This is a genomic window from Streptomyces sp. NPDC052101, assembly GCF_040680235.1.
Lineage (GTDB): Bacteria > Actinomycetota > Actinomycetes > Streptomycetales > Streptomycetaceae > Streptomyces.
Genome location: NZ_JBFAWH010000007.1, coordinates 220,333 through 232,681, shown reverse-complemented (window position 1 = coordinate 232,681; position 12,349 = coordinate 220,333). Strand labels below are relative to the sequence as shown.

Below are 12,349 nucleotides of genomic sequence, written 5' to 3'. Positions count from 1 at the left end.
GGGTAGTTTCGGGGGCATGAAGGCCCTGCGGAACCGAAGCCTCCCAGCACTGCTGCTGGCCGTCCTCGCCCTGGTCCTGGCGACCACGTTCGCGCCCGGGGCGAGCGCGGACACGAGCATCACCGCCATCGCCCAGGCCCTCCGCAAGAGCCCGGTCTACGTCGACCCGGCAGCCTCGGCCCAGCTGCCGAAGGCGGACGCCGACGCCCTCGCCAAGCGCATCAAGGACGCGGACAAGCCCCTGTTCATCGCGGTCCTCCCGGCCGGCCACCCGACCGCGGGCCTCTTCACCGGCCTGCGCGCCGCCACCGGCGTCACCGGCCTGTACGGCATCCGCCTCGGCGACCGCTTCGACGCCCGCGCCGACTCCTCGGTGATGTCGGCGACGGCCCGGCGGAACCTGGTGGCGAGCGTCCAGGGCGAGTCGGCCAAGGCCCAGCTCACCGACTTCACCGACCGCGCGCTGGCCAACATGGGCGGTCATGCTCCGAAGAGCTGGGGCGGTGCCGGCGGTTCCGGCGGCGGGACGCCCACCGCGGCGCTGATCGCCCTCGGCGCGGTCGTGGTGGCCGGCGGCGCGGGCGCGTACGCGCTGGTCCGCCGGGGCCGCCGCCGGCACGAGGAGGAGCGGCGGGCCGCCCTGGACCGGCTGGGGGTGGTCGTGGACGAGGACATCACCGCCTTCGGCGAGGAACTGGACCGCCTCGACTTCCGGCCGGGGGAGCCCGGCGCCGACGACGCGATGCGCGCCGACTACGAGCACGCCCTGGACGCCTACGAGACCGCCAAGCAGCGCATGGCCCAGGCGGCCCGGCCGGAGGACGTCCGCACCGTCACCGAGGCCCTGGAGGACGGCCGCTTCTCGCTGGCCCGGCTGGCCGCCCGCCGCGAGGGCCGCCCGCTGCCCGAACGCCGCCCGCCCTGCTTCTTCGACCCGCGTCACGGACCCTCCGTGAGCGACGCCCCCTGGACCCCGCCCGGCGGCGCCCCGCGCGAGGTCCCCGTCTGCGCGGCCGACTCCACCCGGCTCGCCGACGGCCGCGATCCGGTGATCCGCGAGGTTGACACCGACCAGGGCCGCCGCCCCTACTGGGACGCGGGCCCCGCCTACGGCCCGTGGGCGGGTGGCTACTTCGGCGGCGGCATCCTGCCCGGCCTGCTCGTCGGCACCCTCCTGGGCAGCATGATGGCCACCCCGTCGTACGCGGCCGACTACGGCGCGGGCTACGGTGACTTCGGCTCCGGCGGTGACTTCGGCGGCGGCTACCAGGGCGGCGACGTGTCCGGCACGGACTTCGACCCCGGTGACTTCGGCGGCGGATTCGGCGGCGGCGGAGGCTTCGACGGGGGAGGCGGCGACAGCGGCGGCGACTTCGGCGGGGGCTTTTGAACAGTGCTCAGTCCCGGGGGTCCGTCTCCAGGGACTCCAGCCGTTCCAGCAATCCGGCGGCCAGCGCCAGCACCCCGCGCTCCGTCTCGCCGAGCGAACCGAGCGCCCCGGCCAGCCAGGCGTCCCGCTCGGCCATGTCCCGCTCCAGCGCCTGCCGCCCGGAGCCGGTGAGCGAGAGCACGGACTGCCGCCGGTCGTCCGCATCCCGCTCCCGCACGATCAGCCCCTCGGCCTCCAGCTCCGCGTAGACCCGGGTGAGCGACTGCGGCCGCTGCCGCTCCTGCGCCGCGATCTCACCGGGTGTCGCCGGCCCGTGCCGGTGCAGATGCCCGAGCACGGCGAGCTGGTTGGGGCTGAGCCCCTCGTCCCCGCGCTCCTGCCGCAGCCGCCGGTTGAGCCGGATGACGGCGCGACGGAGGCGGGCGGCTTCGGAGAGATGATCCATGGGGGAGATCGTACGTAGAAACTTAATACTTATGGAGCCTATTCCGCTGTATGGTCGCCGAATGCGCTCAAGACTCATACGCAATGCGTACGAATCCGCGCTGACGATGACGGCGGTCCTGCTGTGCTGGGGAGCTGCCCTGTGGCTGGAGGGCGCGGCCGGGCTCCACACCGATGTGCCCGTCCTCGCGGTGGCCCTGACCCTCAGCCTGTCCGCGACCCAGCGCACCGCGCCCACGCGGCGCAGGCCGGCGGCGCTCGTCCTGCTGCCCGCGACGGCCGCCGGCGCCCGGTTCCTGGGCCGCCTGATCATGCATCACTACGCCATGGGCGCCGCCGTCTTCACGGCCGGCATCTCCCTGTGCGTCTGGATCCGCCGCTACGGCCCCGCGGCGGCCAGGGCCGGCACGCTGATGACGCTGCCGTTCGTGGCGCTGCTGGTCGTGCCCGGCCCGGCGCTGCCGCTCGCGGCCGAGGGCGGGCTGGTGAGCTGGTTCTGGTCGGCGCTCATCGCCGTCATGGCGTGTCTGAGCGTCTGGCTGGTCCAGGGCCTCGGCGACCGGTACGGCCCCTGGCGCCCGGATCCCGAGCGGTCGACGCCCCGCGGGACGTCCCGTCTCCGTCCGCGCCCGAGCACCCGGATGGCCGTACAGATGGCGGCGGCCGTGGCCGCGGCGTTCGTGTCCGGCCGGCTCCTGTTCGACGACCACTGGCCGTGGGCGGTCCTTACGGCGTACGTCGCGGCGAGCGGCAATCGCGGACGAACAGACGTACTGCACAAGGGAGTTGAGCGCTTCGCCGGGGCGGCCGCGGGTACCCTGCTGGCCACCGGCGTGGCGGCCGCGGGCATCACCGGCGGCGCGTCGGTGGCGGCGATGTTCGCGATCCTCGCCGTCGCCCTGTGGCTGCGCCCGCTCGACCACGCCTACTGGGCGGCCGGAATGACGACCGTCCTCTCCCTGCTCCTCGGCTACTTCGGCCAGGACGCGGTGAGTCTGCTGCCGACCCGCCTCGCCGCGATCGCCCTGGGGGCGGCCCTGTCCGTCGCGGCGGCGTGGTGGCTGCTGCCCGTGCGCCACCACCGCCCGCGCGAAGGCCCCCGGAGGGTCAGGCGTTCTTGATCGCCGAGATGTCGAAGTTCAGCTTGATCTTGTCGGAGACCAGGACGCCGCCGGTCTCCAGTGCGGCGTTCCAGGTCAGCCCCCACTCGGAGCGCAGGATCTCGGTCCTGCCCTCGAAGCCGACGCGCTCGTTGCCGAACGGGTCCTTCGCGATGCCGTTGAACTCCAGGTCGATGCTGATCGGCTTGGTCACGCCCAGCAGCGAGAGGTCGCCGGTGATGCGGTAGTCGTCGCCGCCCAGGGCCTCCGCCCTGGTGGAGCGGAAGGTCATGGCCGGGAACTCGTCGGTCTTGAAGAAGTCGGACGACTTCAGGTGGCCGTCCCGGTCGGCGTTGCCGGTGTCGATGCTCTCCATCCTGACGTCGAGCGTGGCGGTGGACCTGGCGGGGTCCGACCCGTCCAGGTGGAGTGTGCCGGTGAAGTCGTGGAAGCCGCCCTTGACGTTGGTGACCATGGCGTGCCGCGCGGTGAAGCCGATCGTGGTGTGGGCCGGGTCGATCGTGTAGTCGCCGGTGAGCGCGGCGAGATCGGGGCCCGCGGCGGTGGTCTCGGGGGTGGTGTTCTTGCGGCTGAAGATGCCCATGACGTGCTCCAGGAAAAGTGTGCCAAGAATCTGTTGAACGTTAAACGAATCCGCTCGATTCGACGGTAGACCCATTCAGTTCGGTTTTCAACATCATCCGCAGCGTGTTTTTTGCGTCACGGGGAGTGACATTCGAGCGCCGACGGGTAACGGTGCTCCAGTGACCGGTCCTCTGCGCATCACCCGGCGCGCGCTGCTGCTGGCCGCCGCCCTCGTCCCGGCCCTGCCCCTCGGCGCCCGCGCCGCCGACGACCCCTACGGCACCCTGCGCCGCCGCTGGCTCGGCATCGCCCTCGGCTCGGGCTACGACCCCGGCGCCGAGCCCTATGCCTCCCGGCTCGCCCAACTCGGCGCCCTGGCAGGCGACTTCGCCGTCGGTATGATCCCGGCTGCTGACTCCCTGTGGCCCGGTCACCCCTTCGACCCGCCGTCCGGCATCACCTTCAGCTACGGCCGGCTGTGGACCATGGCCCAGGCCTGCGTCCAGCCCGGCACCGGCGCCACCGCCGACCCCGCCCTCCTGGCTGCCGTACTGCGCGGCCTCGACCACCTCGCCACCACCGTCTACAACCCCTCGACCGGCCCGTACGGCAACTGGTGGGAGTGGCGGATCGGCAGTCCGCGCCTGCTCATGGACATCACCGCCGCCCTGTACGAGCGGCTCGGCGCGGACCGCGTCGACGCCGCCTGCGCGGCCGTGGACCACTTCATCCCGGACGCCCTGCTCACCGACTACTCCGGCACCTCCACCGGCGCCAACCGCGTCGACCTGTGCCGCTCCGTCGCGCTGCGCGGCATCCTGGGCCGCGACGCCGGCCGTATCTCCCTCGCCCGGGACGCGCTCTCGCCGGTCTTCCCGTACGTCACCCGGGGCGACGGGCTCCATGCCGACGGCTCCTTCGTCCAGCACACCTGGGTCGCCTACTCGGGAACGTACGGCCAGGTCCTGCTCGACGGCCTCGGGCGGCTGTTCGCCCTGCTCGCCGGATCGCCGTGGGAGGTCATCGACCCCGCCCGGCAGAACATCCTCGACGGCGTCGAGCACGCCTACGCGCCCCTGATCCATGACGGGCTGGTGATGGACTGCGTCAACGGCCGCGCCATCAGCCGGGGCCTCCTGCGCGGCGACGACCTCCACCTGCTGCACAGCGATCACTTCCACGGGCAGGCGCTCGTCGCCGCCATCGCCCTGCTCGCGGGCGGGGCCGGAGCGGGGGAGCGGGAGCGGTGGTACGGCCTGGTGAAGGGATGGATCCAACGGGACACCGTGACACCTGTGCTGACGAATCGTCAGTTCGGTGTCGCCGATCTCGCGCGGCTCCACGCCATCGCCGACTCGGCCGTCCCGCCGACTCCGGAACCCCTCGGCCACCGGCTCTTCGCGGCCATGGACCGCGCCGTCCACCGCGGACCCCGCTTCACCGCTGCGCTCTCCATGGCCAGCGACCGCATCGCCCACTACGAGTGCGGCAACGGCGAGAACCCGCGCGGCTGGCACACCGGGTCCGGGATGTTGTCCTGGTGGCCGGGACAACGCGGCGACCAGTACACGGACTGGTTCTGGCCGACCGTCGACTGGTACCGGCTGCCCGGCACCACCGTCTCCACCAAGCGGCTCGCCAACCGCGCCGGCGGCGAGTGGGGCGCACCCAAGCCGGACGTGCGCTGGGTGGGCGGGGCCACGGACGGCCGGTACGCGGCCGTCGGGCAGCATCTGAAAGGCCTCGGCTCCAGCCTTGAGGCCCGCAAGTCCTGGTTCTTCCTCGACGACGCCGTGGTCTGTCTCGGCGCCGGGATCAGCTGCGCCGACGGTGTCCCGGTCGAGACGGTCGTGGACAACCGCAACCTGGGCGAGAACGGCACCCAGCTCTTCGCGCGCGGCCGGAACTGGGCGCATCTGGCGGAACACGGCGGCTGGATCCTGCCGTACGGAGGCGCACTGCACACCCTGCGCGAGGACCGCACCGGCGCCTGGTCCGACATCAACACCACCAGCACCGACGAGCGGCGCACCCGGCGCTGGCAGACCCTGTGGCTGGACCACGGCACCGACCCGGCCGGTGCCGGCTATGTCTACGTCCTGCTGCCCGGCGCCTCCCGCACCGAGACCGCCGCCCGGGCCGCAGACCGCTCCTGGCTGTCCGTTCTCGCCAACGACACCGGCTGCCAGGCCGTCGCCGTGCCCCGGCTGGGGCTGACCGGAGCGAACTTCTGGCAGGCCGGTACGGTGGGGGACCTGGCCGTATCGGCGGGCGCGAGCGTGCTGGTCGTGCGCCGGGGCCGTACCGCCACGCTCCTGGTGAGCGAGCCGCCCCGGACGGGTGAGCCGTTGGAGATCGTCTGGGACCGTCCGGTCCGGGCGGTGCGGCGGGCCGGCGAGGGGGTCGAGGTCCTGTCGGCGGACCGCTGTCTGAGGCTCCGTGTCACTCCGGGGATGGCATGTGCCAGCCACGAATGTGAGGTGACTCCCAGGTGACGCCTTTGTGGCCCCTCTACAACGCCGATGCCCTGTGAGCAGTCGGAAAGGCTGCACACGGCCATGGTTCTGTTCACTGGCACCAGGAAAACGGGCCGTAGACTGTACGGAGTCGACGGCTCGCTTTCCTTGGTGTCCTTCGTAAGGTCACTACATGACCGTTTTGGAAGAGACGAAGGGTGAGCCGACCGGCGAGCCGACGGACGCGCGCGGGCGGGTCGCCGAGCTGCACGAGATTCGTGCCCAGGCCGTGGCGGGCCCCAGCGAGAAGGCGACCGAGGCGCAGCACGCCAAGGGCAAGCTGACGGCGCGGGAGCGGATCGAGCTGCTCCTGGACCCGGGGTCCTTCCAGGAGGTCGAGCAGCTGCGCCGGCACCGGGCGACCGGCTTCGGGCTGGAGGCCAAGAAGCCGTTCACCGACGGTGTCATCACCGGCTGGGGCACGGTCGAGGGCCGTACCGTCTTCGTCTACGCCCATGACTTCCGGATCTTCGGCGGCGCGCTGGGCGAGGCCCACGCCACCAAGATCCACAAGATCATGGACATGGCCATCGCGGCCGGCGCGCCCCTGGTCTCCCTGAACGACGGCGCGGGCGCCCGTATCCAGGAGGGCGTCTCCGCGCTCGCCGGCTACGGCGGCATCTTCCAGCGCAACACCAAGGCGTCCGGCGTCATCCCGCAGATCAGCGTGATGCTCGGCCCGTGCGCCGGCGGCGCCGCGTACTCGCCCGCCCTGACCGACTTCGTCTTCATGGTCCGCGAGACCTCGCAGATGTTCATCACCGGCCCGGACGTGGTCAAGGCGGTGACCGGCGAGGAGATCAGCCAGAACGGGCTCGGCGGCGCCGACGTCCACGCGGAGACCTCCGGCGTCTGCCACTTCGCCTACGACGACGAGGAGACCTGCATCGCGGAGGTGCGCTACCTCCTCTCGCTGCTCCCGCAGAACAACCGCGAGAACCCGCCCCGGGTGGACTCCTCCGACCCGGCGGACCGCCGCGGCGACGTCCTGCTGGACCTGGTCCCGGCCGACGGCAACCGGCCGTACGACATGGCCAAGGTCATCGAGGAGATCGTCGACGACGGCGACTACCTGGAGGTCCACGAGCGCTGGGCGCGGAACATCATCTGCGCGCTGGCCCGCCTCGACGGCCAGGTGGTCGGCATCATCGCCAACCAGCCGCAGGTCCTCGCGGGCGTCCTGGACATCGAGGCGAGTGAAAAAGCTGCGCGCTTTGTCCAGATGTGTGACGCTTTCAATATCCCGATCGTCACCTTCCTGGACGTGCCGGGGTTCCTCCCCGGTGTCGACCAGGAGCACGGCGGAATCATCCGCCACGGCGCGAAGCTGCTGTACGCCTACTGCAACGCGACCGTGCCGAGGATTTCGCTGATCCTGCGCAAGGCGTACGGAGGTGCGTACATCGTCATGGACTCCCAGTCGATCGGCGCCGACCTCACCTACGCCTGGCCGACGAACGAGATCGCCGTCATGGGCGCCGAGGGCGCGGCCAACGTCATCTTCCGTCGTCAGATCGCCGGTGCCGAGGACCCCGAGGCCATGCGTCAGAAGATGGTCAAGGAGTACAAGGCCGAGCTGATGCATCCCTACTACGCGGCCGAGCGCGGCCTGGTGGACGACGTCATCGACCCGGCCGAGACCCGCGAGGTCCTGGTGAAGTCGCTGGCGATGCTCCAGTCCAAGCACGCCGACCTGCCCTCCCGCAAGCACGGCAACCCCCCGCAGTAACCCTGCGGACACTTCTCTCACGGAGACTGACACCCATGGACAACGCTGAGATTCGCGTCGAGAAGGGCCACGCCGAGCCCGAGGAGGTCGCCGCCATCACGGCCGTCCTCCTGGCACGTGCGGCGGCCACCCCGGCGGCGGCCCCGACGCACCGCGTCCGCAGGAAGGCCGGCTGGCGCCGCCTGGAGCGGGAGGGCGGCTTCCGCGCCCCGCACAGCTGGCACTGAGTTTCCACGTGTGACCACGGCCCCGCTCTCCTTCGGGAGGGCGGGGCCGGACTGGTTGTGCCGTATGCGGTCACTCGCCGGGTACCGGCCGCTACTCTGAATCCCCGATCGTGGCCAGGGGAAGCAGGGGGAACACGTGACGTCGCAGGTTGTCTCGTACGAGCTGGACGACGGAACCCAGATCCGTTTCGAGATCGAGCCGACCGACGAATGGCACCAGGTCAGCTCCGAAGGCAGCATCGGCCGGATCCGGGAGGCAGTGGCTCCGGCGGTGCAGGGCGCCCGCGCGGTGCTCGAACAGGTCAAGGCACTGAAACCCGGTGAGGTGGAGGTGAAGTTCGGCGTGAAGGTGACCGGCACGGCGAACTGGCTGATCGCCAAGGCCGCCACCGAGGCGAACTTCGAGATCACCCTGACCTGGCACGGGACGGTACCGGACGCACCGTGAGCACGGCGGCCGGCAGCCCGCGACCACGATCCGACTCCTGGGTCGCGGCCATCCATGCCTCGCAACACGACCGCCGTCCGCTCGGCTCCGGTTGCCTGATCGACGGCCGACGGGTGCTGACCTGTGCCCACGTGGTGTTCGACGGCGACCAGCAGAAGCCGGAGCTGTGGGTGGCCTTTCCCAAGGCGCACGGCATGGGCTACCGGCGAGTCCCGGTGCACGAGGTGACCGCGCCGCCGATCGCCGAGCGCGATGTACAGGACGTGGCCGTGCTGACCCTCGCGCAGGCGGTGCCGGAAGGGTACGCGGCACGGCTGCGGCAGCCGGAGGGCAGAAGCCTGGTCGGTCAGCGATGGTGGACCTTCGGATTCCCCGACGGGATGCTGGGCAATTCGTCCGACGGCGTGGTGGGCGAAGACCTCGGCTACGGGTGGACACGCCTGGACACAGGTTCCCGCTATCCGGTCAAGTCGGGCTACAGCGGAGCTGCGTTGTGGTCCCCCGACTACGAGGCGGTGGTCGGTCTCGTGGGCCAGGCCCAGGGGACCAACGGCGACGCGCGTGCCATCACCCTGCGCGCCGTCGACGCCTACTTACCCGACCAGAAGCTGTACCTGCTGACCGGCTGGTCGGCGGAAGCCGCCGGGGAGGGGGCCCTGGCCGCCTGGGGCTGGAGCCTGGACACCGACCCGGAGGCAGGCCTGCACTGGCGGCCCCGGGCTCGCGGCGTCTACCGGGACAGCGATCGCGGCTTCCGGTTCCGCGGACGCACAGCGGCGCTCACCACGATTCGCGACTGGCTGGTGGGTGTCCACCCCCAACCACAGGTACTCGTGGTGACAGGCTCCCCCGGGGTGGGCAAGTCCGCCGTACTGGGGCGGATCGTCACCACGTCCGATCCCGCCGTCGCCGCCGCCCTGCCACGCGGCGACGACGCCGTGCGCGCGGTGGAGCGTTCGGTGGCCTGCGCCGTGCACGCCAAGGGCAAGACGGCCCTCGAAGTAGCCGGCGAGATCGCCCGCGCCGCCTCCGCGAGACTGCCGGTGGACGTCAGAGAACTCGTGACGGTCCTGAACAGCGCGCTGGAGCAGACCCGCCGCACCGGCTTCACCGTGATCATCGATGCCCTCGACGAAGCGGCCGGCATCCAGCAGGCCCGCCAGATCATCCACCACATCGCCCGCCCGCTGGCCGAGGACCTGCACCACCTCGGGGTGCGCGTCGTCGTCGGCACCCGGCGGCGGGACGACGGCGGCTCCCTCCTCCAGGCGTTCGCCACCCCGCGGGTGATCGACCTCGACAACGCTGAGTTCTTCGCGCAGGCGGACCTGGCCGCCTACGCCCTTGCCACACTCCAGCTCCATGGTGACGAACGCCCGGACAACCCCTACAACGACCTCGGCGTCGCGGAGCCCGTGGCCGAACGGATCGCGGAACTCGCCGACGGCAACTTCCTTGTCGCCGGCCTCGTCGCCCGGGCTCGCGGCTCCTACGACCAGGAGCCCGTGGCACTGTCGGCCCTCACCTTCACCCCGACCGTCGACGCGGCACTGAACTCCTACCTCTCGCTGCTTCCCCGAGTCGCCGGCGTCCCCGCCGCGGCCCTGATGACCGCCCTCGCCTACGCCGAGGCACCCGGCATCTCCGTGGGCCTGTGGCAGGCCACCATCACCGCGCTCAGATACCCGGCCCCCGACGCGGAGCGCCTGGAGGTGTTCGCCCGTTCCTCCGCGGCCAACTTCCTCGTCGAGACCAGTGCCGTCGAACCCTCCGCGCCCGTCTACCGGTTGTTCCACCAAGCACTCAACGACGCTCTGCTGCGCCACCGCGATGCCACCGCGGACGAGAAGGCCATCACCTCCGCGTTCCTGCGCACAGGTCAGGAACGCGGATGGGCGAAGGCTCCCTCCTACCTGCTCCGCTCCCTGCCCGCCCACGCGCAGCGTGGGGAGTGCGTGGACGAACTCCTCCAGGACGACGCCTACCCCCTCTACGCGGATGTGCGCCGGCTGATCCTCGCGGCCGCGGCCGCCTCCACCCCGGCGGCCAGGCAGCGCGCCCGACTGCTGCGCAAGACTCCTCGCGCCATTCACGCCTCACCCGCCGAACGCGCCGCGCTCTACAGCGTCAGCGAAGCCCTGCACGGCCTCGGCTCGGCCTACCGCGACCTGGCCTGCGAGACCCCCTACCGGGCCCGCTGGGCAGCCACCCAACGAGGGGACGACGAAGCCCTGTTGGAAGGGCACACCGGGCCGGTCAGCGCCCTGTGCACCGTGCGCACCAGCGGTGGGCGCATGTACCTCGCGTCCGGATCCCTCGACTGCACCGTACGCGTGTGGGATCCCACGACAGGCACGCAGCGTCATGTGCTCGAAGGCCACGGGGGGCCGGTCAACGCGCTGTGTGTGGTGGGACATACGGACGGCCGTGTGCTGCTCGCCTCGGCGTCCGACGACGCCTCCGTGAGGCTGTGGTGGGATCCCGCCGCCGGGACACAACACCATGTGCTCGAAGGCCATGGGGGGCCGGTCAACGCGCTGTGCGCGGTGGGATGTTCGGACGGCCGTGTGCTGCTCGCCTCGGCGTCCGACGACACCACGGTGCGGCTGTGGGATCCCGCCACCGGCGCCCGGCACCATGTGCTCGAAGGCCACACAGGGCCGGTGAGAGCACTGTGCCCGGTGCGGCTCCTCGACGGTCGCCTGCTGCTCGCCTCCGCGTCCGACGACGGCACCGTGCAGCTGTGGAATCCCGTCGAGGGCACGCATTCCCGGCGACTGAGGCCCTTCGCACGGGCCTTCACGCACAGCGGCGTGCGGATGCTGTGCACGAGCCGCCTCAAGGGCGGACCGACCATGCTGTTCGCCGCGTCCGAGGACGGCACGGTCAGAATGTGGGACCCGGCCACAGGCCGCTGCGAAAGGCTCTTCAAAGGCCACTGGGGACCGGTCGGCGCCCTGTGTCCCCTGGAGACCTCCAACGGCCGGCTCCTCCTGGCCTCTGCCTCCCACGACAGCACCGTACGACTGTGGAACCCTTTCCCTGATCCCCCGACGCGCCTCAAGGAACGCATCCTCGGCCCGAGTGAGCGACGGAAGGCGATCGAGTCCGGTGCGGAGGACACTCCCGCCGCGTTCACACACCGGCGCGGTCCGCTACGGCGGCTGAAGGTCCCGGTGAGCAGTCAGGAAATCCTGCTCGAAGGCCATGCGGACGTGGTCGGTGCGCTGTGCGTGGTGGAGACCTCCGACGGCCACGTCCTGCTGGGCTCCGCCTCCCACGACGGCACCGTGCGCCTGTGGGACCCGGCCAAGGGTGCCGAACACCATCTCCTCAAGGACCACACCGGGCCCGTCAGCACCCTGTGCTCCGTGCAGTCCGCGGACGGCCGGGTCCTTTTGGCCTCTGCCTCCGACGACCGCACCGTACGACTGTGGAATCCCGTCCCGAACGCCCGACACGACCTGTTCGAACGGTCTGTCGGCTCGGTCAGCGCGCTGTGTGCGTTCGAGGCGGCCGACGGGGAGGCCCTGCTGGCTTCCGCGTCCCACGACGGCACCATGCGCCTGTGGGACCCCGACACGGGCGCTCACAAACAACTGCTGAGGAGCCACAGCGATTCGGTCAGCGCCTTGTGCGTGATCGAGTCCACCGACGGGGAAACCCTGCTGGGATCCGCATCCCTCGATGGCACTGTGCGCCTGTGGAATCCGGCCACCGGCACCCGCGGAAGCCGTCTCAGGGGCCACACGGGGCCGGTGGGTGCGTTGTGCACAGTGCGGTCCGTCGAGGGGCGTGTGGTGCTTGCTTCGGCGTCTGAGGATGCGACGGTGCGTTTGTGGGATCCGGTGTCCGGTGTGCAGCTTCATGTGCTGGCGGGTCACGCGGGGCCGGTGGGTGCGTTGTGTGC

General features: G+C 71.3%; 9 protein-coding genes. 7 read left to right on the top strand and 2 right to left on the bottom strand.

Annotated features, from left to right (window positions below):
* Positions 1 to 16 precede the first annotated feature (16 nt).
* Positions 17 to 1,390, top strand: a complete 1,374-nt coding sequence (locus tag AB0L75_RS15885; RefSeq protein ID WP_365181108.1) for a hypothetical protein — start codon at positions 17 to 19, stop codon at positions 1,388 to 1,390.
* Positions 1,391 to 1,397: 7 nt separating this feature from the next.
* Here the strand turns inward: AB0L75_RS15885 and AB0L75_RS15880 are convergent, their stop codons facing one another.
* Entirely contained in the window at positions 1,398 to 1,835 is a 438-nt protein-coding gene (locus tag AB0L75_RS15880) for a MarR family transcriptional regulator (RefSeq protein WP_365181106.1), read from the bottom strand.
* Positions 1,836 to 1,896: 61 nt separating this feature from the next.
* On the opposite strand from AB0L75_RS15880, the gene AB0L75_RS15875 reads away from it, so the two are divergent.
* Positions 1,897 to 2,955 (top strand): FUSC family protein, encoded by a 1,059-nt coding sequence (locus tag AB0L75_RS15875; protein ID WP_365181105.1) that lies wholly within the window; start codon positions 1,897 to 1,899, stop codon positions 2,953 to 2,955.
* Here the strand turns inward: AB0L75_RS15875 and AB0L75_RS15870 are convergent.
* Positions 2,942 to 3,538 (bottom strand): YceI family protein, encoded by a 597-nt coding sequence (locus tag AB0L75_RS15870; protein WP_365181103.1) that lies wholly within the window; start codon positions 3,536 to 3,538, stop codon positions 2,942 to 2,944. The two genes, AB0L75_RS15875 and AB0L75_RS15870, sit on opposite strands and share 14 nt — an antisense overlap.
* A gap of 160 nt (positions 3,539 to 3,698) precedes the next feature.
* Between AB0L75_RS15870 and AB0L75_RS15865 the strand changes: the two genes are divergently transcribed.
* From AB0L75_RS15865 to AB0L75_RS15845, 5 genes are all read left to right on the top strand, one after another.
* Positions 3,699 to 6,014 carry a polysaccharide lyase 8 family protein gene (locus AB0L75_RS15865; RefSeq protein ID WP_365181102.1) on the top strand — a complete coding sequence of 772 codons (2,316 nt, stop codon included), beginning with the start codon at positions 3,699 to 3,701 and terminating at the stop codon, positions 6,012 to 6,014.
* Between the two features lie 154 nt (positions 6,015 to 6,168).
* Complete coding sequence (locus tag AB0L75_RS15860) at positions 6,169 to 7,764, top strand: acyl-CoA carboxylase subunit beta (RefSeq protein WP_365181100.1); 1,596 nt, start codon at positions 6,169 to 6,171, stop codon at positions 7,762 to 7,764.
* 35 nt (positions 7,765 to 7,799) lie between these two features.
* Positions 7,800 to 7,991, top strand: coding sequence for an acyl-CoA carboxylase subunit epsilon (locus AB0L75_RS15855; protein ID WP_365181098.1), 192 nt, complete (start codon positions 7,800 to 7,802; stop codon positions 7,989 to 7,991).
* Positions 7,992 to 8,127: 136 nt separating this feature from the next.
* The gene (locus AB0L75_RS15850; protein ID WP_365181096.1) at positions 8,128 to 8,439 is read left to right on the top strand and encodes a CU044_2847 family protein; all 312 of its coding nucleotides are present in this window, start codon (positions 8,128 to 8,130) and stop codon (positions 8,437 to 8,439) included.
* A partial coding sequence (locus AB0L75_RS15845; RefSeq protein WP_365181094.1) for a trypsin-like peptidase domain-containing protein occupies positions 8,436 to 12,349 on the top strand: 3,914 nt, incomplete at its 3' end. The genes AB0L75_RS15850 and AB0L75_RS15845, both read left to right, overlap by 4 nt.